The sequence below is a fragment of the Streptomyces sp. NPDC091280 genome, from assembly GCF_044768565.1.
GTDB lineage: Bacteria > Actinomycetota > Actinomycetes > Streptomycetales > Streptomycetaceae > Streptomyces.
Map to the genome: position 1 here is coordinate 230,058 of NZ_JBIVUZ010000007.1, position 23,625 is coordinate 253,682.

At 71.2% G+C, this 23,625-nt stretch carries 17 protein-coding genes and 1 pseudogene; 10 read left to right on the forward strand and 8 right to left on the reverse strand.

Features of this window, described 5'->3' with window-relative positions; all coding sequences use genetic code 11:
• Nucleotides 1-10: 10 nt before the first annotated feature.
• Both ACIQPR_RS22255 and ACIQPR_RS22260 read right to left on the reverse strand, forming a co-directional pair.
• On the reverse strand, nt 11-4,174 hold the full coding sequence (locus tag ACIQPR_RS22255) for a beta-galactosidase (protein WP_403650936.1): 4,164 nt from the start codon (nt 4,172-4,174) through the stop codon (nt 11-13).
• Between the two features lie 248 nt (nt 4,175-4,422).
• Entirely contained in the window at nt 4,423-7,839 is a 3,417-nt protein-coding gene (locus ACIQPR_RS22260; RefSeq protein ID WP_403650938.1) for a lectin, read from the reverse strand.
• Between the two features lie 635 nt (nt 7,840-8,474).
• Here ACIQPR_RS22260 and ACIQPR_RS22265 point away from each other — a divergent pair.
• The 5 genes from ACIQPR_RS22265 to ACIQPR_RS22285 all read left to right on the forward strand — a co-directional run bounded on the left by ACIQPR_RS22265 (nt 8,475) and on the right by ACIQPR_RS22285 (nt 13,510).
• Nucleotides 8,475-9,959, forward strand: a complete 1,485-nt coding sequence (locus ACIQPR_RS22265) for a M4 family metallopeptidase (RefSeq protein WP_403650939.1) — start codon at nt 8,475-8,477, stop codon at nt 9,957-9,959.
• 51 nt (nt 9,960-10,010) lie between these two features.
• On the forward strand, nt 10,011-10,799 hold the full coding sequence (locus ACIQPR_RS22270) for a class I SAM-dependent methyltransferase (protein WP_403650941.1): 789 nt from the start codon (nt 10,011-10,013) through the stop codon (nt 10,797-10,799).
• Between the two features lie 22 nt (nt 10,800-10,821).
• On the forward strand, nt 10,822-11,244 hold the full coding sequence (locus ACIQPR_RS22275; RefSeq protein WP_403650942.1) for a hypothetical protein: 423 nt from the start codon (nt 10,822-10,824) through the stop codon (nt 11,242-11,244).
• Between the two features lie 227 nt (nt 11,245-11,471).
• The gene (locus ACIQPR_RS22280) at nt 11,472-11,906 is read left to right on the forward strand and encodes a DUF485 domain-containing protein (protein ID WP_403650944.1); all 435 of its coding nucleotides are present in this window, start codon (nt 11,472-11,474) and stop codon (nt 11,904-11,906) included.
• Nucleotides 11,903-13,510 (forward strand): cation acetate symporter, encoded by a 1,608-nt coding sequence (locus ACIQPR_RS22285; protein ID WP_403650946.1) that lies wholly within the window; start codon nt 11,903-11,905, stop codon nt 13,508-13,510. The genes ACIQPR_RS22280 and ACIQPR_RS22285 overlap by 4 nt, the downstream gene beginning before the upstream one ends.
• A gap of 66 nt (nt 13,511-13,576) precedes the next feature.
• Here ACIQPR_RS22285 and ACIQPR_RS22290 read toward each other — a convergent pair whose 3' ends face one another.
• Complete coding sequence (locus tag ACIQPR_RS22290) at nt 13,577-14,416, reverse strand: lysozyme (protein ID WP_403650947.1); 840 nt, start codon at nt 14,414-14,416, stop codon at nt 13,577-13,579.
• Nucleotides 14,417-14,559: 143 nt separating this feature from the next.
• Here ACIQPR_RS22290 and ACIQPR_RS22295 point away from each other — a divergent pair, with 143 nt between their 5' ends.
• The gene (locus ACIQPR_RS22295) at nt 14,560-15,369 is read left to right on the forward strand and encodes an inositol monophosphatase family protein (protein ID WP_403650948.1); all 810 of its coding nucleotides are present in this window, start codon (nt 14,560-14,562) and stop codon (nt 15,367-15,369) included.
• A gap of 85 nt (nt 15,370-15,454) precedes the next feature.
• Here ACIQPR_RS22295 and ACIQPR_RS22300 read toward each other — a convergent pair whose 3' ends face one another.
• Together ACIQPR_RS22300 and ACIQPR_RS22305 are read right to left on the reverse strand one after the other, a co-directional pair.
• Entirely contained in the window at nt 15,455-17,749 is a 2,295-nt protein-coding gene (locus ACIQPR_RS22300) for an FUSC family protein (RefSeq protein ID WP_403650950.1), read from the reverse strand.
• Nucleotides 17,750-17,830: 81 nt separating this feature from the next.
• Nucleotides 17,831-18,253 carry an ankyrin repeat domain-containing protein gene (locus ACIQPR_RS22305; protein WP_403650952.1) on the reverse strand — a complete coding sequence of 141 codons (423 nt, stop codon included), beginning with the start codon at nt 18,251-18,253 and terminating at the stop codon, nt 17,831-17,833.
• A gap of 76 nt (nt 18,254-18,329) precedes the next feature.
• Here ACIQPR_RS22305 and ACIQPR_RS22310 point away from each other — a divergent pair, with 76 nt between their 5' ends.
• Nucleotides 18,330-19,295: an NAD(P)H-dependent flavin oxidoreductase gene (locus tag ACIQPR_RS22310; RefSeq protein ID WP_403650954.1), complete on the forward strand. Its 966-nt coding sequence runs from the start codon at nt 18,330-18,332 to the stop codon at nt 19,293-19,295.
• Between the two features lie 48 nt (nt 19,296-19,343).
• Here the strand turns inward: ACIQPR_RS22310 and ACIQPR_RS22315 are convergent, their stop codons facing one another.
• Nucleotides 19,344-20,021, reverse strand: a complete 678-nt coding sequence (locus tag ACIQPR_RS22315) for a class I SAM-dependent methyltransferase (protein WP_403650956.1) — start codon at nt 20,019-20,021, stop codon at nt 19,344-19,346.
• A gap of 46 nt (nt 20,022-20,067) precedes the next feature.
• On the reverse strand, nt 20,068-20,664 hold the full coding sequence (locus ACIQPR_RS22320) for a hypothetical protein (protein WP_403650957.1): 597 nt from the start codon (nt 20,662-20,664) through the stop codon (nt 20,068-20,070).
• Between the two features lie 47 nt (nt 20,665-20,711).
• Here ACIQPR_RS22320 and ACIQPR_RS22325 point away from each other — a divergent pair.
• A pseudogene (locus ACIQPR_RS22325) lies at nt 20,712-21,305 on the forward strand (YdcF family protein); the annotation flags it as partial.
• A 64-nt stretch (nt 21,306-21,369) separates the two neighbouring features.
• On the opposite strand, the gene ACIQPR_RS22330 reads toward ACIQPR_RS22325, so the two are convergent.
• Nucleotides 21,370-21,876 (reverse strand): cupin domain-containing protein, encoded by a 507-nt coding sequence (locus ACIQPR_RS22330; protein ID WP_403650959.1) that lies wholly within the window; start codon nt 21,874-21,876, stop codon nt 21,370-21,372.
• Nucleotides 21,877-22,039: 163 nt separating this feature from the next.
• Here ACIQPR_RS22330 and ACIQPR_RS22335 point away from each other — a divergent pair, with 163 nt between their 5' ends.
• Both ACIQPR_RS22335 and ACIQPR_RS22340 read left to right on the forward strand, forming a co-directional pair.
• On the forward strand, nt 22,040-22,489 hold the full coding sequence (locus ACIQPR_RS22335) for an RrF2 family transcriptional regulator (RefSeq protein WP_403650961.1): 450 nt from the start codon (nt 22,040-22,042) through the stop codon (nt 22,487-22,489).
• A complete protein-coding gene (locus ACIQPR_RS22340) occupies nt 22,486-23,400 on the forward strand; it encodes a DsbA family protein (RefSeq protein WP_403650963.1) in 915 nt (304 codons plus the stop codon). Before ACIQPR_RS22335 ends, ACIQPR_RS22340 begins: the two co-directional genes overlap by 4 nt.
• Nucleotides 23,401-23,625 lie beyond the last annotated feature (225 nt).

Sequence of the window (23,625 nt, forward strand, 5' to 3'; positions counted from 1 at the left end):
CGCCGCCCGGTCATTGGCAGGTCAGCGTGGGCGTCCCCCAGTCGCCGTGGTCGTTGCCGTTGCCGTCGCCCGCGTCGCCGACCTTGAGGTCGAGCACCTGGGCGCCGCTGACGTCGACGTCGATGGCCACCGCGGCCTGTTTCCCCTTGATCGTCGGGGTGGTCACCAGGGTCCTGCCGTCGGCGATCACGGAGAACGTCACCGTGCCCGCGCCGTTCGTCTCGTCGTCGACGCCGACGTGGGCCGTCAGCCGCGAGCACTGTCCGGCGAGGTACACCTCGACGTCGCTCACGGAGTTGGTGCCCAGGCCCTTGGCGTAGCTGACGCCCGCGATGGTGATCGGACGGCCGTCACCGGCGGCCTGTTCGCCGACGCTGGTGTCCCGTTCCACGGGGCCCCACCCGTTGGTGGACGACAGGAACGGCAGTCCGCTCACGTCGCTCTGTCCGGCGGGCGGGGCCGGCGGGATGCCACGGACGATGCGCTCGTCGTCACCGGCGGCCTGCCGGCCGTTCTGCCGGTAGTGGACCGTGGTGGTGAGCGCCGAGGCGGACGGCAGCGTGCCGGTCGGTGGTTCCACCGTCCACGTGAAGGTGGCCGACGCGCCCGGTCGCAGGCTCTTGACCGACAGCGGGCTCGGGGCGCTCACGCTCCAGCCCTCGGGCGCGGTGAGCGAGGCCGTCAGCGCGGAGGCGGCCGGTCGGTCCTTCGGCACCACCACCGTCGTCCGGGCGGTGAAGGCCTGTCCCGGCTGGGCGGTGTCCGGTACGTCGAGGGTGACGTCCGCTCCGGGGCGCTTCGGCATCGCGTAGGTCCGGGCGTCGTAGCGCGGGCTGTCGTTCTGTGCGACGCGCAGGGAGGAGGCGTAGCTGCCGTAGTCGGTGAGGGAGACCTTGCCGAGGCCGCCGGTGCTGCCGTCGAGGTTCCACACGGCGATGGCGATGCTGTTGTGGCCGTTCGGGTTCAGGATGCCGTCGGGGACCGGGAAGGTGTGCTGCGGGCCGAGGTAGTTGACGTAGTTGCCGACCTGCCAGCCGTTCACGAAGATCGTGGCGCGGTACTTGCGTGCCGGGTCGTCGGTGAACGTCAGCCCGAGCGAGGTGTCCTGGCCGCGCGGCAGGTCGAGTCTGGCGTCGGTGCGGTACCAGGAGACGCCGGGGGTCGTGTCGGTCGTCGGGAGGGAGACGCGGTTCCACTTGCCGTCCGGGTAGCCCGGCAGGGACCAGCCGGCCCGTTCGCCGTAGAGGCCGCCCGTCGAGAGCGGGCCGCGCACGGTGTCCTGGAGTTCCTCGCCGCCCCGGACGCCCTGGAGGCGCCAGGTGACGGAGGTGAGCGGCGCGCCGACGAGGGAGGCGCTGGTCAGGCCGCGCGCGGCCGTGTTGCCGTTCGTGGAGTTGTAGTCCTCCTCGTGCCCCATGTTGACGGTGAGCACGGACAGGACGTTGTCGCCGGTGGACTTCACGGAACCCGCCGGGAAAGAGAAGTCGCCGCTGCCCGTGGTGGAGCTGCCGAGGAACGTGCCGTTGAGCCAGACGGAGAACGCCTGCGCGTCTCCTCCCGAGTCCGAGACCAGGTGGACGGCGGTCTCCTTGCCGGTGGCGCGGAAGCGGCCCCGGTACCAGGTGTTGCCGGTGTGGAAGCCGTAGTCGTCCGCGTAGAGCACGGGCAGCGAGTTGACTCCGGAGACGCTGTTGGTGCTCGCCTTGTCGGCCACCTGCCAGCTGCTGTCGTCGAAACCGGGGGCCGCTTCCGGGGATTCGTCGGCGTGTCTCCAGTCGGTCAGTGCCGGCAGCCGTACGGGGGCGGCCACCGGGATCCGGCCCGTGAGGCTGCCCGTGCCGGTGGCGTGAGTGGTCAACGTCCGCCCGTTCCAGGTGACTTGGGCGGCGGAGGTGAACACCTCGATGTTCTTGTCGTCGGCGTTGTCGCCGGTGAGCGCCACGGTGTGGCCGCCGCGCAGGCTGGCGGCCGTGCGCAACAGGTGGGTGCCGCGCACGAGTACCGGGCCGCTCGCCGTGTCCTGCCGCCAGAAGGTCTCGGCGGTGGCCTTGTCGCCGAGGAGCAGCAGCAGCGGGCGGTTCCCGCCTTCGTCGACGCTGACGCGGATCAGGCCCTGGTGCGTGTAGTTCAGGCGGAGGTCACCGGTGGACGGATCCCAACTGGTCGTGACCGCACCGCCGTCGGCGGTCACCGTGGGCTTCGTGGCGTAGCGCAGGACCGTCTCGCCGTCGCTGCCCTGGTCGCCGTAGAGCACGGCGACGTCCCGGTTCCCGATGGTCGCGCCGGTCATGAGCTCGGAGGTCGAGTACTGCAACTGGGCGTCGCCGAGGCGGTAGTCGGCCACGATGACGTGGGAGTCGCGTCCGTCGAGGGTGATCGCGGTGCCGGGCTGCTGCGGCACGACGGGGTAGGTGGGCTCCGCGGCGGCGGCCGTGGGTACGTCGATGGCGTCGACGGCCACGTAGTTGTCGGTGGAGCCCGAGCCGTGGGTCCCGGTGACGACGATCTTCAGGGTGTGCGCGCCGGGTGCCAGGCCGGTCTTCTGGAAGAGCACGGCCTGGTTCTCGCTGCCGGAGTCGTCGACCGTGGTCACCTTGGTGCCGTCGAGGTAGACGTCGGCGTAGCCGTGGTTGTTGGTCTTCGAGCCGATCCAGCGGATCGCGGTGCCGTCGAAGGGGACGGTGAGCGAGTCGCCGGCCTTGTTGGAGAACGACTCGGTGTGCTTGTAATCGCCGCCCGTATAGCTGGTGTTGGCCACGTGGGACCACGAACCGGCGTACTGGAGCGCGGAGTCGGGGTCGTCCCAGGTGTAGGTGGTGTCGTCGACCGGCTGGGCGTTGAAGTCGAGGGAGATGTGGGTCTTGTCGACCGCCGTGGAGGTGGAGTCGCCGTGCCGCAGGACGTGGAACTGCGTCTTGGTGTCGGGGTTCATCCGGGCGGTGTCGACGACCGCCGCGTCGTCCGGCGGTGTGGCTCTGATCGCCTCGGTCTTGGTGAGCGGGGCGACCGACTGCGTGAAGTACCCGATGAGTTTGTCCTCGTAGTACTTCGGGTCGAGCTGGCGGGTCTCGCGGATGGCGGCGCCGTAGTCGTACGACGTGTAGTTCTGCGGCATGCCGAGCCAGCCCCAGTTGGTGCCGCCGTAGGTCATGTAGAAGCTCTGCGCGGTCGCGCCCACGGCGATGTTCTGCTTGTAGAAGACGTTGGCGAACCGGTCGTTGATGAGCTGGGCGCACTTGTCGTAGCCGGGGCCGCCCCACGGGTCGAAGGCGCCGCCCTGGAACTCCGGTGAGTACAGCGGTTTTCCGGCCGGGTGGTCGTAGCTGATGTCGGGGACGCCGTTCCACTTGGCCGGGTTGGAGCAGTTGAAGCCCTGCGGGTAGGAGTCGGGGCCGTCGACGTCGAGGGCGCCGGTGCCGGAGTTGAAGGTGCCGTTGTTGTTGCCGGTCAGCGGGACCGTGATGCCGTCCGCTCGGGCCTTGTCCTCCAGGTGCTGCATGTAGGAGCGGCCGGCGGCCGAGCCGTTGTAGTACTCGTTCTCGACCTGATAGGCGATCACCGAGCCGGTGCCGTTGGTGAGTTGGTGGCGGGCGATGATCCGGTCGATCTGGCTCAGCCACTCGTCCGCGTACTTCAGGAACCGCGGGTCGTCGCTGCGGTTGTCGCCGGCCTTGGTGCTGAGCCAGCCGGGCAGTCCGCCGCCGTCGACCTCGGCGTTGATGTACGGCGCCGGGCGGGCGATGACGTAGAGGCCGGCCTCCTGGGCCATGTCGAGGAGCTTGTCGACGTCCCGCACCCCGGTGAAGTCGTAGACCCCGGGCTTGGGCGAGTGGTAGCCCCAGTCGAAGTACAGGGAGGTCGAGTTGAAGCCGGCGGCCTTCATCTTCTGGAAGATGTCGCGCCACAGGTCCTGGCTCGGGAGCCGGAAGTAGTGGAACTCGCCGGACCACAGGTAGGTGCGTCTGCCGTCGACGAGGAAGGAGTAGCCGTCGAGGGTCACGGTGTGCGCCTGTGGAGCGGTGGCGGGGGCGTCCGTCCCGACGGCGGGTGCCCGCTCGCCGACATCTCGTGCCGCCGCCGTGGCCGGTGCGGTCAGGCCCGCCGCGAGGGCGATGGTCGCGGCCGTCGCGAGGACGGCCCTCCACCACCGGCGTCGACCGGGTCTCGCACCCACTGAACCGTCCCGATTACCTCGCACGGCGGCCTCCAGACCGACTGGGCGAACAGCATCAAACAGACTCAGGCAAAGCCGAACAGTAAAGGTGCACAGGCTTCACCACAATGGGTCGGGAGCAGACAATCCAGGGGCCGGTTCCCGGGCTCGCGTCCGGGAACCGGCCGTGCGTCATCAGGACAGCCAGTGCCACAACTGCCTTACTGGTGCCCTTCTTCCGCTGCCTTGGCGTCGGCGCCCACTCGTGCCTACTGGCCGAAGCCGTAGGCGAACAGGTGGTCCGCGCCCGTCGACCCGGTCACCGGCAGCGTGATCGACGCGACCTGCTTGCCCGCGTCCAGCGGGACCTTCGTGGCGAAGACGTAGGCCTTGACGCTGTCCCGGCCGCCGCTCGCGGTGTTCCGGTACGTGGTCGTGACGGCCGTCGTGTCCGCCGGGAGCGGTGTGCTGCCGCCGCCGTTGAGCGTCCAGTCCGAGAAGCCGATCGTCGCCTGCGAGGTGGTGCCGTCCGTGTAGGTGACGGTCACCGTGCCCGAGACCCCGCTGCCGTCGGTCGGCGCGTTGGTCGCCGTGCCCAGCAGCCCGAGCGAGGCGCCGGACGAGCCGGACGGCATCGGGATGGTCTGGCCGGCCATCTCCAGGTTGTCCAGCTGCCCGGCCGTCACGGTCGGCCAGGTGTAGGAGATGCCGTCCGCGGTGACGGTCGAGCCGCTGGTGACACCGGCAGCGGAGAGCGCGTTCTGCGAGAACGCCCAGCCGTCGTTGTCGAAGCCGCCCGAGAAGGAGGTGCCGTCCGGGTAGATGCCCTCGTTCGTGGCGTACGGCCACAGCGCACCGGCCTTGGCCACGGCCACGCGGAGGGTCGCCCCGCTCAGCGCCGCACCCGTGCCGTGGTCGGTGAGCGCGAAGGTGACCGGGTAGGTGCCCTCGCTCGCGCCCGCCGTCACCTCGATCTTGGCCTCGGCGCTGCCCGTCGCGGGCACCGTCAGCGAACCGGACGAGGTGTCCAGCGAGACTCCGGACGGAGCCGTCGCCTTCCAGTCGACCGTGACGGCCGTGCCGCCGAGGTTGGTCAGGTCGAGGGTGCCGTCACCGGTCGCGCCCGGCTGGAGCACCAGGCCGTCGCTGGAGGGACCGGTCGCGGCCAGCACGCGCCCGCCGCCGGTGGTGTCCGAGGGCGGAGCGGCCGAAGGAGCCGACGCCCAGGCCTTGTTGGGCATGGTACCGAGCGTGAAGTCGAGCGTGCCCGCGCTCTGGAACTGCTGGTAGCTCAGCCAGGCGTTGTTCCACGCCTTGCCCTTGACGGCGAGCGCCTGCACGTACGGCGCGTCGGGTGCGGCCTGCGGTGCGTCGATCCGCACGGTCCTGCCGTTGCCGAGGGTCACCTCGGCCACCGGGAACGCCGGGCTGCCGAGCGCCAGGGTGTCCGTGCCCGGGGTCTCCGGGTACATGCCGAGCTCGGACCAGACGTACCAGGAGCTCATCGCGCCGAGGTCGTCGTTGCCGAACGAGCCGACCGGCGCGTTGAAGTACAGGTTCTGCTGGGCCTGGCGGACGGCCGCCTGGGTCTTCCAGGGCTGGCCCGTGTAGTCGTACTCCCAGGGGATCTCCACACTGGGCTCGTTGCTCAGGTCGGCGTCGGTGTTGCCGGGGTGGGTGATGTCGTCGAGCAGGCTGTCCAGGTACGTCGAGTACGCGGTGTCGCCGCCGCGTGCCTGGATGAGCTGGCGCAGGTTGAACGGGACCATCGGCGTGTACTGGGCGGACGTGCCCTCCACGAATCCGTTGGAGGTGCCCGGGGTGAAGCCGCCCGCGAACTGGCCGTCCTTGTTCTTGGCCTGCATGTAGCCGGTCTGCGGGTTGAAGACGTTCATCCAGTCCTGGGCGCGGGTGGCGAACTTCGTGTAGACGTCGGTCTTTCCGAGCGACTTCGCGAAGGCGGCCAGGGCGTAGTCGGCGGAGTCGTATTCGAGTTGGGTGGAGACGGGGCCGTAGAAGTTGCAGCAGTTGTAGTCGTTCTCGTCGAGCGGGAGGTAGCCCTTCGCGTCCCGGACTGCCTCGCCGGGGCGGTCGTTGTTGGGGACGGTGGCCTCGTGCTGGAGGGCGGCGAGGGCCTTGGCCGTGTCGAAACCGGTGGCACCGAAGGCGTACGCGTCGGCGATGATGCCGGCGGCCGGGTCGCCGACCATGACGTAGCTCTCGCCGTTGTTCGAGGCCCACTTGGGCAACAGGCCCGTCTGGTCGTAGCCGTTGAGCATCGAGGTGACGACGTCACTCGCGACCTTGGGCTCGACCAGCGCCATCAACTGGGTCTGGGAGCGGTAGGTGTCCCAGCCGGAGTAGTTGGCGTACTGGGCCTTCTGTCCCTTGGCGAGGGTGTGGACCTGGTTGTCCATGCCCATGTACTGACCGTTGTCGTCGGAGAAGACGTTCGGGTGCAGCAGGGCGTGGTAGAGCGCGGTGTAGAACTGCGTCTGCTGGTCCGAACTGCCGCCGCCGATCCGCACCTTGGTCAGTACCGCGTTCCAGGCGTCGTGGTTGGCCTTCGCCACGGCGGCGAGATCCCACTTCTTGATCTCGGTGGAGAGGTTGTTCGCCGCTCCGGCGTCGCTCGTGTACGAGATGCCGACCTTCGCGTTCACCGTGGTGTTCGTGGTGGTGTCGAAGGTCAGGTACATGCCGTTGGCGCCGGTGGTGGGCGGCTGGGCGGCCTTGGCCGTGGCGGACGAGCCGGTCGTGGCACCGGCGCTCGGCATCGCGGACGGGGTGCCGGAGGCGTGCTTGTCGGCGCTCGTGTGGATCGTGGGGGCCGGTTTCGCCGGGACGGTGAAGTGCCTCTCCTTCAGCGGCGCCGACTTCGTCTTCCGCGGGGCCTGTTGGACCTTGCCCGCCTTCAGCGAGGTCGCGTCGGGGTTGATGGTGCCGCCGACCCAGGTGCCGCTCGCGGCGAAGGGCCGGTCGAACTTGACGTCGAAGTGCAGCGTGTACCTGTTGGCGGCCCCGCAGAAGTGCCCGCTGTCGATCGCGCCGCTGATCTCCCGGTCGTTCACGACCTGGACGCGGGTCCCGTCGACCTGGGTGGCACCGCCGCTCAGCTTGAACAGCAGGTTCGCCTGCTGCCCCGCCGGGAAGGTGAAGCGGCCGAGACCCGCGCGGGTGGTGTCGGTCAACTCGGTCTTGACGCCGTTCGCGTCGGTGACCTGGTAGGAGCCGAGGCGCGCCTGCTCGTCGGTGTGGCTGAAGCCGACGGACGTGGTGCCGAGGTTGCCCGACAGCGCGCCGGTCACCGGGAGCACGGGCAGGTCACCCGCGACGGGGCAGCCCGGACCCGAGACGTGGGTGAGGCTGTAGCCGGAGATCTTCTTGTCGTTGTACTCGTAGCCGCCGCCGTCCGGGCGGTCGGGCGTGGTGTCCGGGCCCCACTGCACCATCCCGGCCGGCATGTCCGGGCCCGGGAAGGTGTCCACCGCACCGGAGGTGCCGATGAGCGGGTTGACGAGGGACGCGGGATCGGTCACCAGGGCCGGTGTCGCACCGCTCGCGGCATAGGCCTCGCCCACCGCCGGGAGCGGGAGGACGGCCATGCCCAGGACGCAGAACACCGCCAGATGTCGGCGGGATCTCTTGCGGTCGCGTGGCGCGGCTGATTGTCGGGGTCTCACCATCGGTTGCCTCCGCAGCAGTTCGTGCCTGGCACAACAGATGCCGGCGCACCGGGGTCCGGGAACGCCGACGACAGGCAACAGTCCCGGTCGCCCCCGACGGCCTGACAACGTTGCCATGCACGAGTGTCGAGTGAAACGCGTGTGCTGATGGCATGTCAACGAGGCCAACGGGACTTTCTGAAAGCGAAGTTCACGGATGGCCGTATGCGGCGACGGCACTCCAGGGCGATGCCGGGGTCACGGTGCCTCCCGACCCACCTCGCCCGTGTGCGCAAACCGCGCCGCAAACCCTTCGGTGCGACCGCGTACCTCCCGTACCGGTCCGGCAACCTGCGGGCGCGGCAATGATTCCGGCAAATATCTTCCCGCGCCGGGTCATCGCGACGCCATGACTTCGCGAACCGCACGGCGAGGAAGGGATGATCGGCCGCCGGGACCTGACATCAGGAAGCGCCGGAGCCCGGCTCGCCCCGGGGCTCGATGGTTGCGGCGGCAACGATGGTGCCGCCGACACAGGCGCTGCCCTTGCCGCCGCCGACAGCCACGTGGAAACCCTGGACGTCGGCGAGGCCGGCTGCTTGCCTGAAAGGTGTGCGGCAACGCCGGGGGGCAACGGGGAAGCGCCAGGGGGAACCATGGACAGCACGCTGATAGCCGCGCTCATCGGCGCGGCGGGCGGCGGCATCGCCACGGCCGCCGGTGGACTGCTGCGCACCCACAGCAACGCCCGTACGGCGGCCCGGCTGATCTACGCCGAACTGACCAGGAACAGCACGGCGGTCGCGTACTACCGCCGCTACGGCCACTGGGCGGCGCCCGCGCCGAGCCGCACCGCGTGGGACGACCACGGGCCGCTGCTCGCGCGCAAACGCGACAGCGGGATCTTCGAAGCCGTGCTGCGCGGCTATGAAGCGCTGGAGGCGATGCCGTTCATCACCGGGGACACGGTCTCCGAGGAGGCCCGCGAGGACCTGGCCCGGGACGCCGTGCAGCGGTTGGTGCGGGCGATCACCGAGATCGGTGAGGTGGCCCGGATCTCCAAGGGCCAGATCCGGGCGTGGACCGGCCGGCTCGAACTGGTCGAACGCAGCGCCAGTCCGCTGGAGCCCGCGCTGCTGCGCTCCAGCGTGGTCCCGCTGCTCCTGCTGGAACGGCTCACCGACCGGGCCGCGCCGCAGTTCGTCTTCCACCGGGGCGCGGTGTACGTGGAGGAGGGGCGCGTCGTACGGAACCCGGACATCGCGTCGGCCGCCGACGTGCGGCACGTGGTCTTCGACGCCCGGTCCGGCACGGACCTCAACAGCCTTTCCACGGTGGCCCGTTCGACCGGTCAAGGCCCGGTCGGCGACCCGGCGGTCGACGAGGCGTTCGAGGGGATCGTGGCCACGTCGAGGTTTCTGCGCGAGGTCTTCGGCCGCGAGTACGTCGCGTCGCCCGACGAGGGGCCGATCGCGGCGGTCGTCCACTACGACCGGAAGTACAACAACGCGTTCTGGAACGGCGAGGTCCTGGTCCTCGGGGACGGCGACGACCGGATCTTCACCCGGTTCGGCAAGTGCGTCGACATCATCGGCGTCGAGGTCTGGAAGGGCATCGGCGAACTGAGCCGGATCTCCGGCAGCGGCCAGCCCGGGGCCCTCCACAACTCGATCTGCGACGTCTTCGGAGTGCTCCTGAAGCAGTACACGCTCGATCAGACCGTGGATCAGGCGGACTGGCTGCTCGGCGCCGGGCTGCTGGCCCCCGGCGTCCACGGCCGTGCCCTGCGCTCCCTGAAGGACCCCGGCAGCGCCTACGACGACGCCGTCCTGGGCACCGACCCGCAGCCCCGGACGATGGCCGGCTACCAGGAGACGGAGCACGACAACGGCGGCGTCCACCTCAACTCGGGCATCCCCAACCACGCGTTCTACCTCGTGGCCGAACGGCTCGGCGGCAAGGCGTGGGAGCGCGCCGGGCAGATCTGGTGGGCGGCCCTGACCAGCGCCGAACTCCACGAGGACGTACGGTTCGCCGACTTCGCCCAGCTGACAGCAACGGCGGCGCTGCGGCTCTACGGCGAGGGCGCCGAACACCGCGCGGTGCTGGACGCGTGGTCCGCCGTCGGGGTCCTGCCGTAGCCGCCGGGCGGCCGTCTCCTGCAAAATCACCGACATGACTGTGGGTTGCACATGAGCGTGGGTTTCAGTGGTGAGGTCGCCGAGTACTACGCGAAGTACCGTCGCGGCTATCCGCCCCCGGTCGTCGAGGCCCTGCGGGCGGCCTTCGCACTCGACACCGACGACGTCGTGCTGGACCTCGGCTGCGGCACCGGCCAGCTCGCGGTTCCCCTCGCTGCCCAGGTCCGTTCCGTCATCGGCATGGACCCCGAGCCGGACATGCTGCGCCTCGCCGAGGAGACGGCCGCGGGGCAGGGCGTGCGCAACGCGACCTGGGTGCTGGGCGCCGACAGCGACGTCCCCGCGCTGGGGGCACTGCTGGGACCGGGGTCCCTGGCGATGACGGTGATCGGGCAGGCCCTGCACTGGATGCGGTACGAGGACCTCTTCCGCACCTTGGCGCCCCTGTTCCGTCCGGGCGGCGGTGTCGCCGTGGTGGCCAACGGCACACCGCTGTGGCTCCAGGACAGCGCCTGGTCACGCGCCCTGCGGAGCTGCCTGGAGGACCACTTCGGCACCCGCCTGGAGGCGACCTGCGGGAGCGCCGCGCAGGACCGGCGCCGTTACGCGGAAGCGCTCCGCGCGGCCGGCTTCACGGCTGTACGGGAAACGGCGATCGACTACGACGCCGAACTGACCCTCGACGAAATCGTCGGAGGCGTCTACTCCGCGCTGTCGGCGGACAGACTGCCCACGCAGGAGGACCGACCGGCGTTCGCCGAGCGCGTCCACCGATCGCTCCCGCCCGGCCCGTACCTCGAAGGCGTCCGGGTCTCCGTACTCGTGGGCCGGGTGGCGTGAACAGTCCGGACAGGAGGCGCGCATGGTCCCATCGGCGAAGGTCTTCTTCACCGAGGTACGCACGGTCTATACCCCCGTCGCGGCGGCCCTGGGGCTCACCGGCCCCGAGGAGAGCGACCTGGTGGCGCCAAGTACCTACTACGCAGGCCCTGTTGTCGGATACCGGATCACTTTCGGCTACAGGGAGGGAACCATCAGCGGCAGCGTCGAACTGCACAGGGACGCCTACTGCCTGACGGTGGACGTAGAGCAGCTGGCGATGGCCATAGGCGTCGTGGAGAAGCGCGGTGGCATCTCCTTCAGCGCCAAGAACCAGAAGCAGCTACGGAAGTCACTCCAGGGGCACGCCGACTACGCACAGCTCGTCCATCCGTTCTTGGCCGATCTCGATGCCGCCGAGAAGTTGATGCGTCAGGCGGGAGCCCGCGAATGGTCCAAGAGGTGATCCGCTGAACGCCCGAGCGGCCCACCCGCCACTCCCGTACCACCCCGCCCCACCCCCCACACCCACAACATCCGAGGTCAGCGCGTCGCAGTGGATTTCACCTGGAAGTTCGTCGGAAGTGCTGCGCGCGCTGCGGTGCCCGCATAGCGTGCGATGACCGGGACCGCTCCCCCGCGTTCTCGCGGTCGGCACTTCTTGGGGCCCACGACCCACTAGGAGACCTTGGAATGTCCACCGACAGCTCCGAGTTACAACCGCTGCGCCACCGGCCCGCACGTCACGCCTCCCCCGTCCCGGCCGCGCCGCCGCCCGTTCCGCACAACAGCAACTGGCGTGCGGTGAGGGCCCGTTCGTGGACCGGACCGCACCGCGATCTACGGCTCCTGCGCCGGGCCTGCCGTCGGCAGCGCCGGGTCGCCGCGTTCGTCGCGCTCGGCTACTTCGCCGTGTTCCTCACCCTCACCGTCGCCTACCCCTCGGTCATGACCGCCCCCGCCGTCGGCGGCCTGCCGACCGGGCTCTGTCTGGCCCTGGTCCAACTCCCCGTCACCTGGCTGGCGGTGCTCTTCTACGAGTTCACCGCGCGACGCCACGTGGACCCCCTCGCCCGCCGGGTGCGCCACCAGACGCCGCACTCCAGCGACGAGCGGGCCGAGCCGTGACCGACTTCAAGGGCGCCGCGCAGTCCTGGTCGCTCGTGGCGTTCTTCAGCGTGGTCACCCTCACCCTGCTGCTGTGCGTGGTCACCGGCCCCGACCGCGACGACCTCGACGAGTTCTACACCGGCTACCGGTTCCTCTCCCCGCTGCGCAACGGCCTTGCCATCGCGGGCGACTACATCTCCGCGGCCACCGTGCTGACGGTCGGCGGCATCATCGCGCTCTGCGGCTACGACGGTGTCGTCCTGGCCCTGAGCACCCTGCTCTCCCTGCTGCTCCTGATGTTCCTGCTGGCCGAACCGCTGCACCACACCGGCCGGTTCACCATGGGCGACGTGCTCGCCCGCCGGATGCCCGGCAGAGCCGTACGCATCACCGCGTGTGCCGTCACCCTCGCCGCGCTCGTGCCCATGATGGTCGTCCAACTCGCGGGCGTGGGGCAGCTGTTGGCCTACATCCTCGGCTTCTCCGACAGCACCATGCGCACCGGCTGCGTCATCGGGGCCGGCGGGCTGATGATCACGTACGCGGCCCTGGGCGGCATGCGGGGCACCGCGCTGATCCAGATCCTGAAGACCGTGATCCTCCTCGGCTCGGGCCTGGTCGTCGCCGCGCTCATCCTGCACACCTTCGGCTGGAGCCCCCCGGCGCTGTTCCGGACCGCCGCCCACAACAGCGGGGCGGGCCCCGGCTACCTGCGCTACGGGCTCCAGTTCGCGGGCGGACGGCACCCCGCCCTCGACATGGTCAGCACCCAGTGCGCCATCGTCCTCGGCGGTGCGTCGCTCCCCCACGTCACCATGCGCATGTACACCGCGGGCAGCACCCGGCAGGTGCGGCGGGCGATGTCCTGGGCGGTGTCGGCGGTCGCCCTGTTCATCGCCGTCATGACCGTCGTCGCGGTCGGGGCCACCGCCCTGATCGGAGCGAAGGCCATCACCGCGGCGGACCCGCGCGGCTCCACCGCCTATCTCCTCGGGGCGCGCGCCGCGTTCGGCACCGACCTCTCCCGTTCGGAGAGCCTGCTGTTCACCACCGTCACCACGGCCATCTTCCTGACTCTGCTGGCCTCCGTGGCCAGCATGACGCTGGCCTGCGCCAACTCCCTCGCCCACGACATCGCCGCCCGCCCCGACACACCCCCGCTGCGCGAGATGGCGCTGGCCCGGCTGTCCGCCCTGGCCGTGGGCATACCCGTGATCGGTCTGGCCGTACTCGCCCAGCACCGCAGTCTCCAGCCCCTCGCCATCCTCTCCTTCTGCCTGGGCGCGTCGGCCATCGCCCCGGCACTGCTCTACAGCCTCTTCTGGCGCCGCTACACCCGCACCGGCCTGCTCGCCACGCTCATCGGCGGCACGCTCAGCGTGCTCGTCCTCCTCCCGGGCACGAGCCTCGTCTCCGGCACACCCCAATCGGCCTTCCCCGACGCCGACTTCAACTGGTTCCCGTTCACCACGACCGCCCTCGTCTCCGTGCCGGCCGGGTTCCTCAGCGGCCTCGTCGCCACCGTCCTGTCCCGCCGAAGGTCCCATTCCCGCGCCCGCAACCGCTACGAAGCCATCGAGCCCGTCCTGCTGGCCGGACCGGCACAGCCCAGGAACGGCTGACGGCCCGCGCGCGGAACCGGGACCGCGTCGAGGCCGGGGGCCGGGCCCCCGGCTCGGCGCGGTCCGTCAGCCGGCCGCGAACGAACTCAGCGCGTCCTGGGCGCCGTTGAACCGGTCGTGGTCGCCGACCGTCTGCCCGGTCGACGTGTACTGCCACATCGTGTACGCCGACCAGCCCGCCGGCAGCGCCCCCACCGACGAGGCGTACCGGGCCACCCACAGGGGGTTCGTGGCGCCGAAACCCCGGTAGTCGGCGGTGCAGCCGCTCCACCAGCTGGTGGACGTGTAGATCACGGCGTCCCGACCGGTACGGGCCTTGTAGCGGTTCAGGAAGTCACCGATCCAGGTGACCATGCCGCTGGCGGACTTGCCGTAGCAGGAGTCCCCGTAGGGGTTCCACTCGATGTCGAGGGCCCCCGGCAGCGTCCGGCCGTCCGTGGACCAGCCGCCGCCGTGGTCCACGAAGTAGTCGGCCTGCGCGGCTCCGCCGCCCGAGTCCGGCGTCGCGAAGTGATAGGCGCCGCGGACCATGCCGACGTCGTACGCGCCCTCGTACTGGTCGGCGAAGTACGGGTTGCGGTAGGAGGTGCCTTCGGTGGCCTTCGTGTAGGCCCACCTGGTCCCGGCGCTCCACAGGCTGGGCCATGCCACATCGCGCTGGTAGCTGGAGACGTCGACGCCCTCGGTCTGCCCGGCCCGTTCCTCCGGGGACACCGCGCCGGTCCTGCCGGCGGCTCCGTCGTGAGCCATGACGCCCATGCCCATGTAGGCGCTGCCCCGCACGGGCCGGGGTTCGACCGTGCCCGGCGCGGGGGCCATACCGGTCACGGTGAGGAGAAGGCCGGACACCACCACGGCCACGCACAGACGGGAGAGTCCGTCCCGGTTCGATATTCGTCGTCGCATACCGCCTATACCAACCGCAACACCGCCGCATCGCACGTCATGTACCGCCAACCACGCCGACAGCGACGTACGCGGACGTGATCTCCTGTGCCGGGGCCGACCCGGAGAGGTCCGCCCGCACCGGAGCGGAGTGAGGAAGAGCAGTGACGAACGAGCATGACCTGGACGCGGCGCTGCGCGTGGCCGTGGAGCTGGCCGAGTGGGCCTCGCAGACGATCCGCGAAGGCGACGCGGGTGCCTCGGGACCGGTCCGGGAGAAGGCGGGCCCGGCCGACATCGTCACGGACACCGACGAGGCGGTGGAGCGGCACGTACGGTCGGTGCTGCGGCGCGAGTTCCCCGGCTGGGGCATCGAGGGCGAGGAGTACGGCGTCGAGGAGGGCGTGTCACAGGCCCCGCACTGGGTGATCGACCCGGTGGACGGCACCACCAACTACGCCCACGGGCTGGGCTGGTGCTCCTTCTCGCTGGGCCTGGCGCGGCCGGACGGCTCCCCGCTGCTCGGCCTGGTCGCGGACCCGTGGCGGCGCGAGGTCTTCACGGCCGTACTGGGCGGGGGCGCGCACCTCAACGGCGTCCCGATCCGCGCGGCCGACCACACGACCCTGACCGGCCATGTGTTCATGACGGAGTGGGCGGCGCACGCGCACTGGCCGGGCCTGGACGCGCTGCTGACCCGGCTGGCGGACCGGCACTGCACGGCACGCGTGATGGGCTCGACGGCGCTGTCCCTGGTGCAGGTGGCGGCCGGCCGGGCGGTCGCCGCCGCGATCGGCGAGTTCCACCCGGTGGACGGTCTGCCGGCGCTGCTGATCGCGACGGAGGCGGGCGCGGTCGCGTTGCCGCACCTCCCTGCGTACGACGAGCCGTTGCTGCTGGCCGCGCCCGAAGTCGCGGCGGAGGCACGGGAGTTGTGGCAGTCGACGGTCGGTGCGGCGCGCCCGCGGCAGTGACGGCCCGACGGTCGCGTGCGCACAGCGGACCGCCGGGCGGCCGGGTGAACGGGCGGCCGGGGCGGTCAGGTGGGCGGCCCGGCCCTCAGGCCGCGGCGCCCGGTCTCGCCGCCGCCGTCAGGACGTGCTGGAGTCGGCGGGCCGCGTTGAGGTGGTCCGCCGTCCAGATGATGCGCACGGCCGTGGCCGTGGCGCGTCCGTCGTCGTCGCGCAGGTCGCGGCGCAGGGAGTCGACGAGGCGCGCCTCTCCCTCCGGATCGCGTGCCAACGGAGCGGGTACGGCGGTGTGCCGGCCGAGGACCGCGGCGAGGTCGCGGTACCAGTCGGCCAGCCGCACGACGGTGTCGAGGAGGATCAACCGGGCCTCGGAGCGGTCGGGTTGGACCTGTTCGTCGCCGCCGTTGCGCTGCCACAGTTCCAGCACCGCGTCCGCCGCGAGGCGCAGTCCCACGACCCCGGTGACCAGGGTGGTCATGTCGGAGAGCCGTACCGGCTTGGCGCCCCGTTCGGCCAGGTAGCTGCGGAAGGCGTCGTCGAGCCGGCGGGCCGCGGCAGCCGCCTGCCGGCCGGCCTCCAGCGGTGCGTCGGTCGGCAGGCAGCCGATACTGCACCGGCTGGCCGCGTACTCGACCGCGTCCGCGAGATAGCGGGCACTGGCGTCGTACGCGGCGGACAGCGCCCGGTCCACGGCGGCCCCGGCTCCGCGCGGCCAGAAGAACAGGCCCACCAGCACACTCACCGCGCAGCCCAGGGCGATGTCCTGGATCCGCAGCAGCACGATGTGCCAGTCGGGGTCCTGCCCGATGTTGAACAGGATCACCAGGGTGACGGTGAAGGCCGCCTGTCCCGCCGCGAACGAGATGGCCGCGGGGGCGATGCCGGCGACGAGCACGGCGACGGGGAGCAGGAACCAGAGCACGGTGCCGTGGTGGCCGATGAGCTGGAGCAGCCCGGTCCCCACGAGCGAGCCGACCAAGGTGCCGGCCAGGGCGCGCAGCGCGTTCTGCCCGGTGTTGAGGGCGTTGGAGCGCAGCACCGACAGGGTTCCGAGCAGCACCCAGAACGAGTGCTGGACGCCCGTCGCGTTCGCCAGTGCCACCGCGATGCCCAGTCCCGTCGCGCCCCGGAGGCTGTTGTGCAGCCAGACCGAGCGCGGTTCCAGGTGGGCGGCGGCGCGCTCGACGGCCGAGCCGAGCGGCTGGGCGAGTGCGCCTGGTTCCCCGCCGAGCAGCCGCTCCGGCCAGCTGCGGCGTTCGGCCGCCGCGGCAAGGTCCACGTTGCCGGCGATCTGGAGTGTGGCGAAGCCCAACTCCTGGGCGCGGAACGACAGATCGAGGGTCTCGACGAAGGCGCGGACCTCCGCGTCCGTGCGCGGCCTCGGCTGTGCCACGGGCAGCCGGTGGGTGGCGCCGTCCTCCATCCCGTCCATCGCCGCGCGCAGACGCGTCAGGGCGGCGCGGAGGGCGTCGGGCGCCGAGCGCGGGGATTCGAGGAGTACGGCCGCCTCGTCCAGGGCCGTGGCCGCCGCCCGCCGTACTGTGCGCGCGTCGGCGTCGCAGACCCGGCGTTCGTCGGACGCGGGCCCGCTGTCCTCCACGATGGCGCTGAGCCAGGTGAGTTCGTCGACCAGCCGGACCAGCGCGCGGGAGCCGACGGACAGACCGGTGGGCCGGTAGGGCGTGGCGTCGAAGGCGGTGCGCAGATCGGCAGCCGCCGCGGTGGCCCGGTCGGCGGCGGCCTCGCACTGCCGGGCGGTCGGCGCCTGCGGCCCGCCGTCCAGCCAGGAGGCGTCGGTGCGCAGCTGTGCCGCCGCCGCGCGGCAGACCCGGGCGGCGGGCGCGCTGAGCGGGTCGGCGGTGGGCCGGGGCCAGAGCAGGGAGATCGCGAGCATGGCGGCGACGGCGGCGAGGCCCGCGCCCGCGAGCCGGTCGGGCAGCTGCGACAGCGGGGCCGGCGAGGTCACGGGGAGGATGAAGGCCAGCAGCAGCGCGGTCGTGGCGCCCGCGAGGACGGAGCTGACCACCCCCGAGAAGAGCACCAGGAAGCCCACCACGACCATGGACGCGATGGCCAGCCAGTCCGTCCGCGCCACCAGCGTGCCGAGACAGATGAGCACCGCCCAGCCCAGCGCCAGCCCCACGTGGGCCCGCAGCCGCTGCACCATCGGGCCGGTGAACTCGACCAGCAGAAGCATCGAGAACGATCCGAACGCCGCGTAGGTCGCCATCGTCGAGGACTTCAGCAGCTGGCCGCACAGGGCGAACAGCGCGGGCATCACCAGTGCGGTGCGCGCGGCCCTGCGCGTCGCCGCGAGCCCGGGATCGTGGGCGCGCAACCACGCCGGGATCCGGCCGGGCAGGCCACGCACAAGTCTCTCCATACGCCGGCGCACCTCCAGCCCGCGCAGCACCCACGTGCCCCGCCTCACCCGAGTATCCGCCATGACCGCCGAACAGCGCGGTCACACGCCTCCCGAGGCCGCCGCCCCGAGGAGGGCGGCCGTCTCCGGATGAGGTCCCCTGTTCGCCCACTCCAGCGGTGACAGACCGGTGCCGTGATCTTCCCGTACGTCCGGGTCGGCGCCGTGGGCCAGCAGTTCCCGGACCGTCTCCGTGTGCCCCCAGCAGGCGGCGGCGCACAGCGGCAGGCCCTCGGCGCCGAGGCCGCGGCTCTCGGTGCCGGGCGGGGCACCGGCCTCCAGCAAGAGGCGGACGATCGCGGCCTGCCCGTTGACGGAGGCGGCGTAGAGCGGTGTGGTGCCCTCGCCGTCGGCTCGCGCGGGGTCGGCTCCGGCCAGCAGCGCGGCCCTGACCGAGCCGGTGTCATGGACGGCTATCGCCCCGAAGAGATGTCTGGAGAGCTTCTTCTGCCGCCGCCGCTTCATGGGCCGAGACTAGACGGCGATCACATGACCGGTCCGCCCATTTCCCCGGGCGGGGCCGGGGGTGATGATGAGGACCATGGCCTTGACGACGGCGTTCACGAAGCTGCTCGGCGTGCGACACCCCATCGCCCTGGCGCCGATGGGCGGATCGGCCGGTGGCGCGCTGACCGCGGCCGTGTCCCGTGGGGGCGGGCTCGGCCTGCTGGGCAGTGGCAACGGTGAACGCGGCTGGCTGGCAAGGGAGTTGGCCGTCCTCACCGCGAACACCACGAACCCGTGGGGCATCGGCTTCCTCACCTGGCAGCTCGACGTCGGCGCACTGGAGCACGCCCTGGAACAGCAACCCCGCGCGGTGATGCTGTCCTTCGGGGATCCGAGCCCGTTCGCCGAACGAATTCGCCGTGCCGGTACGGTACTTGTCGTCCAGGTCACCGATCTGGAGGAAGCCAGGCGGGCGGTGGACCTGGGCGCCGACGTCATCGTGGCGCAGGGGTGCGAGAGCGGCGGACACGGCGCCCGGCACGGCCGCTCCACGCTCCCCTTCGTGCCGGTCGTCGTCGATCTGGCCGCTCCGACACCCGTACTGGCCGCCGGCGGCATAGCGGACGGCCGTGGCCTGGCCGCCGTGCTCGCGTTGGGTGCCGCCGGGGCGCTCGTCGGCACCCGTTTCCAGGCCACCACCGAAGCCCTGGTCCCCGCCTCGACCCGTGAGGCCCTTGTCCAGGGCCGTGGCGCGGACACCGAGCGCAACGGAATCCTCGACATCGCCCGGGGCTCCGCCTGGCCGTCGAGGTACACCGCCCGCACGCTCGGCCATCCCTTCCTCGACCAGTGGCGCGACCGGGAGTCGGAACTCGCCGACGATCCCCACGCCCGCCACGCCTACCAAGTCGCCCTGTCCCAGGGCGAGATACCGCCCCTGCCCGTGTGGGCCGGCGAAGCCGTCGACCTCATCGACGACCTTCCCTCGGCCGCCGACCTCGTCAACTCCCTCGCCACACAGGCCGAAGAGGCACTGGCCCGAGCCGGAAAGGAGACCTGAGAGCCGACAGCCGACAGCCGACAGCGCGATCCTCGATCCGGTCCGAGGTCACGCCACGGGAGCCTTGCGAACCAGGAGCTGGATCCCCTTCGACCGGTGCCCGTTCATCGTGGACACCGTCACGGTCCGGGTGCCGATGCTCTCGAAGTCGGCGAGCAGGGTGGCCAGCCGTTCACGGGAGTGATGGCGGCACACGGCGCCGTCGCCGGTCCGGAACACGCCGTAACACCCGTGGCTCCCCGCGCTGTAGGCGTCGTAGCGGCGGCGGTTGCGTTCGTCGTCCTGGAGCAGGAGGTCGCTGACGTAGAGGATGCCGCCGGGCCTGAGGACGCGGTGCAGTTCGGCGATCAGCCGGCGTTGGGCCTCGTCGCCCGGGACGCAGGTGAGTACGGCGAAGAGCAGGACCAGGTCGAAGGCCGCGTCCGGGAAGGGCACGGACGGGGGTGTGTCGAGGGTGGTGAAGTGCACAGCGGGATACAGGTGTTGAGCCCGCTCGATCATCGCGGGTGAGATGTCGGCACCTGTCAGATCGCGGAAGCCGTGCTGGTGGAGTTCGCCCAGCGTGCGGCCATAGCCGCATCCGTGGTCGAGGATCGCGGCCTGCCTGCTGATGTCCGCCAGCCAGGGCGGGTGGAGCGGGTGCGTGAAGGTCTTCGTGGCCGCGGCGGCATCCCAGTAGGGCACCTGGGCGTCGAGGCGGTCGGGCACGTTGGGTTCCTTCTTCATGGGTCCGCTGCTTCTCCGAACTTCATGGGTCCTCCGCTCCCGCACTTCATGAGTCCTCCGCTCCTCCGAAGTCTTCGCGCATGGCCTCAAGTCGCTCGTGGCTGGGGGCGGTCGAGTGCGGCAGCCGGTCGGTCACGCCCAGATCGGCGCGCATGGACTTCCGCATGGTGTCGATGAGGGACCAGAGCGCGTGCTGTGCCTCGGCCGCCGACCGTGGGGTCTCGCCCGGTCGGGGGTTTCCCTGCTCCAGGCGCTTGACCTGGCCGTAGACCGAGGTCAGCGCCTCGTTCACGTCGTGGGCCGCGGCGACCACCGGGTCGGAGGCGATCATCAACGCCTCGGACCAGCGGTCGCGGTAGGTGTCCTTGCTCCGCTCCAGCGCCTGGACGTCCTCGGCCTCGGCCGTGCGGTCGCGCATGACGTACAGATGGCGGCTGAGTGCGGTGGCGAACTGCCGTGCGTCCCTGTGCAGTTCGGTGTAGCAGCCGCGTCGCAGCTCGCGGTGTTCGCGGGCCTCCTCGAAGGCCCGGGTCGTCTCCAGCTCGCGCCGCTTGGCGCGGTCGGCACCGCGCTGGGTGAGCAGTGCGCCCCCGAGCGTTCCGCCGACACCGGCGACCGCGATCAGTACCGCACCGACATCCATCGGATCACCCTAACCGCGGTTGCCTCGGCAGCCTTTAGAGTCTCCGGATGCGACGACTCACAGGTGTGGCGGCGGCCGGAACGGCGATCCTGGCCTGGAGCGAGTGGCTGAACCGGCGTTGGTCCCTGACTCTGGTGGGAGACGGCGAGGGTGATACCGAGGCCGTGGTCGTGCTGGGATATCGGAACCCCCAGGCGACGGCGAACCTCGTCACCCGCTGGCGCGTCCGCGCCGGGATCCGTTCCGTCACCGCCGACAGCACCCTCACCACTCGCAGGACCCGCGTGATCTTCAGCGGCGGCACGACCGGCGGCGTGGTCTCCGAGGCCCGGTTGATGGCCGACTACGCGCGGTCGGTGCTCGGGTTCGACGGCACGGTGCTGCTCGAAGAGGAGAGCACGACGACCTGGGAGAACGTCACGAACGTGATCCCGCTCCTTGAGGACGTCGACCGCATCAAGATCGTCTCCCAGCCGGCACACGCCCTCAAGGCCCGCGCCTACTTGCGGCGGCAACGCCCCGACCTCGCGCAGAGGCTCGTACGCGCGGACGACTACCGTCCCGTCGAGTGGCTGATCGCGAAACCGCTGCTGGCGCTGTACGGGCTCTGGACGCTCCGTCGTCTGCACGCCGACGAACGCGGGACCACGCCCGGTCGCGTCTCAACGACCTTTGCGGCGCGCCGGGTTGGGCATCGGCGTCCGCTCAGCCTTCCTCCGCACCCAGCACATAGAGCCCTGGAAGATTGACCACGATCGCCTCCTGCGTGCTGCGGGCGATCACGACCACGGCCTCCTCCGCCGGATCGGGGTTCTCCTCGCGGTGCGGGACGAACGGGGGGACGAAGATGTAGTCGCCGGGGGACGTGCGCAGGCGGATCTCCTCCGGCCGCGCGCCCGTGTCGTCGAGGAAGACGAACTCGGGGTTTCCGCTGACCACATAGATCGCGGTCTCGGACTCGCCGTGGTGGTGGTCGGAGGACGCGGTGGAGGGGGCGACGTGTGTCTGGCCCATCCACAGCTTCTCGGAGCCGACCGTCCGGCCGCTCACCGCGGCGAACCTGCGCATGCCCCCGCTCTGCGCCGTGTCGCCGTCGAGGGCGTCGGCGCGGATGTGGTGCAGGCGGTTGCGCAGGGGGGTCGCGGGCTGCCCCGCGGCGTCGTGGAGATGAGGGTGGAAACCCTCGCCGGGAGTGGTCAACGGCTCGCTCATGGTCGGTGACGCTAGGGCTGCCCTCGAAAGGATGTCAAGAGGTATCCATTGTCCTTCACCTGCGGCAATGTTCCCGCAATGTACGCGGGGAGGGACGGGGGAACCCGTGCGCGGAAGCTGTGGAAGTCCTCGTGCCGGGGCCCGCGTCGGGCATTATGTGCGCATGCATATCTCCGCGAAGGCGGACTACGCCACGCGGGCCCTGTTGGAGCTCGCCCGCGAACCTGCCCGTCCGCTCACGTGCGAGGCCATCGCCTCCTCTCAGCAGATCCCGTTCCGGTTCCTGAAGTCCGTGGTCGGTGAGTTGCGCAGAGCCGGTCTGGTGCGCAGCCAGCGCGGCTGCGAGGGCGGCTACTGGCTCGGCCGGCCCGCCGACGAGATCACGCTGCTGGACGTCTCCCGCGCCGTCGACGGCGAGTTGATCACCCTGCGCGGCGAACCGCTCGGCGGGCTCGACTATCCGGGCCCCGCCTCCGGCCTGCCGGGAGTGTGGCGCCGTATCGAGGAGGAGGCCGCCGCCGTGCTGGGCGGCACCACGATCGCCACCCTCCTGCCCGCCGCCACCGAAGACCAAGCGACGGCCGCGCCGTTGAGCCGCCAGGGAGCCGCATGACCACTCCTGTGGGCCAACTCCCGGTCGAGGTCGTCGAGTTCACCGACCCGCTCTGTCCGTGGGCCTGGGGGTCCGAGCCAGTGTTCCGGCGGCTCCGGGCGGCCTTCGCCGGGCAGGTCCGCTGGCGTCGCGTGTACTGCATCCTCTTCGACCACGACGACGACCCGGCGCCCGATCCCGCCGCCGAGACCGCCTGGTACACGCGCTACGTCGAGGACATCAGCGCCCACACCCACGCCCCGCACGCCCTGCGGCTGAGCCGGGTGGCCGCGAGTTCCTGGCCCGCCTCGCTGGTCGCCAAGGCGGCCGAGGCGCAGGGCGTGGAGGTGGCCGACCGGGTGCTGCGACGGCTGCGGGAGAGCGTGTTCGTGCTCGGGGAGCCCGCGGACACGCCCGAGGCGGCGGTCTCGGTGGTGTCGGGCGTACCCGGTCTCGACGTCGGGCGCCTCGCCGTCGACGCGGCGTCGGCCACCGTGCTGGAGCGGGTCCGTGCCGACCGGGCCGAGGCGCGTCGTCCGGTCGCGGAGGTGCTGTCCGTGCGCGGCTGCGACTCGCCGCATCCCGGCGCGGCGAAGGAGACCGTGGACGGTCAACACCGGTACGCGCTGCCGACGTTGCTGGTGCGCGGCAGCGGCGCCGCGTCGCGTGCGGTGCCCGGTTGGCGGCCGTACGAGGAGTACGTCTCGGCCGTCCTCGAAGCCGGTCCGGGACTGGTGCCCGCTCCTACCGCGCTGCCCGCGAAGGAGGCGCTCGCGCGGTACCGGACGCTCACCGGACCGGAGTTCGCGTCGCTGGGGGACGGCGGCCCGTTGGCTCCCGGTGACGCCGTCCGCGTCGAGACCGGCAACGGGCCGTTGTGGCTGCACCCGGACGAGGCAGCCGTGCACCCGGCACTGGCCTCCAGCCCCTGACAGGCCTCTGATCAGCGGTCAGAGACCGTCCCGCCCAATGAGACACCAATTGGTGTCCATTGACAGTCTCCGACCGTCGGCCCCAGGATGTGCAGCATGCTCACGACGCACCCCGGTGTGGTGTGCCGCTACGTGGACCTGCGGCGCACCTGTAGCGCTCTCTGTCGCTGACCCGCCGCCCCCGGCCCACCGGCGCCTGACCACGTTCCCGTAGGTACCGGCGCC

What these genes read in the sequence shown, in the direction of transcription:
- ACIQPR_RS22305 (WP_403650952.1), bottom strand. Translation starts at nt 18,253, where the DNA reads ATGAAGCGGCGGCGGCAGAAGAAGCTCTCCAGACATCTCTTCGGGGCG.
- ACIQPR_RS22270 (WP_403650941.1), top strand. Translation starts at nt 10,011, where the DNA reads ATGAGCGTGGGTTTCAGTGGTGAGGTCGCCGAGTACTACGCGAAGTAC.
- ACIQPR_RS22330 (WP_403650959.1), bottom strand. Translation starts at nt 21,876, where the DNA reads ATGAGCGAGCCGTTGACCACTCCCGGCGAGGGTTTCCACCCTCATCTC.
- ACIQPR_RS22315 (WP_403650956.1), bottom strand. Translation starts at nt 20,021, where the DNA reads ATGAAGAAGGAACCCAACGTGCCCGACCGCCTCGACGCCCAGGTGCCC.
- ACIQPR_RS22340 (WP_403650963.1), top strand. Translation starts at nt 22,486, where the DNA reads ATGACCACTCCTGTGGGCCAACTCCCGGTCGAGGTCGTCGAGTTCACC.
- ACIQPR_RS22275 (WP_403650942.1), top strand. Translation starts at nt 10,822, where the DNA reads ATGGTCCCATCGGCGAAGGTCTTCTTCACCGAGGTACGCACGGTCTAT.
- ACIQPR_RS22260 (WP_403650938.1), bottom strand. Translation starts at nt 7,839, where the DNA reads ATGGTGAGACCCCGACAATCAGCCGCGCCACGCGACCGCAAGAGATCC.
- ACIQPR_RS22280 (WP_403650944.1), top strand. Translation starts at nt 11,472, where the DNA reads ATGTCCACCGACAGCTCCGAGTTACAACCGCTGCGCCACCGGCCCGCA.
- ACIQPR_RS22265 (WP_403650939.1), top strand. Translation starts at nt 8,475, where the DNA reads ATGGACAGCACGCTGATAGCCGCGCTCATCGGCGCGGCGGGCGGCGGC.
- ACIQPR_RS22300 (WP_403650950.1), bottom strand. Translation starts at nt 17,749, where the DNA reads ATGGAGAGACTTGTGCGTGGCCTGCCCGGCCGGATCCCGGCGTGGTTG.
- ACIQPR_RS22310 (WP_403650954.1), top strand. Translation starts at nt 18,330, where the DNA reads ATGGCCTTGACGACGGCGTTCACGAAGCTGCTCGGCGTGCGACACCCC.
- ACIQPR_RS22335 (WP_403650961.1), top strand. Translation starts at nt 22,040, where the DNA reads ATGCATATCTCCGCGAAGGCGGACTACGCCACGCGGGCCCTGTTGGAG.
- ACIQPR_RS22320 (WP_403650957.1), bottom strand. Translation starts at nt 20,664, where the DNA reads ATGGATGTCGGTGCGGTACTGATCGCGGTCGCCGGTGTCGGCGGAACG.
- ACIQPR_RS22290 (WP_403650947.1), bottom strand. Translation starts at nt 14,416, where the DNA reads ATGCGACGACGAATATCGAACCGGGACGGACTCTCCCGTCTGTGCGTG.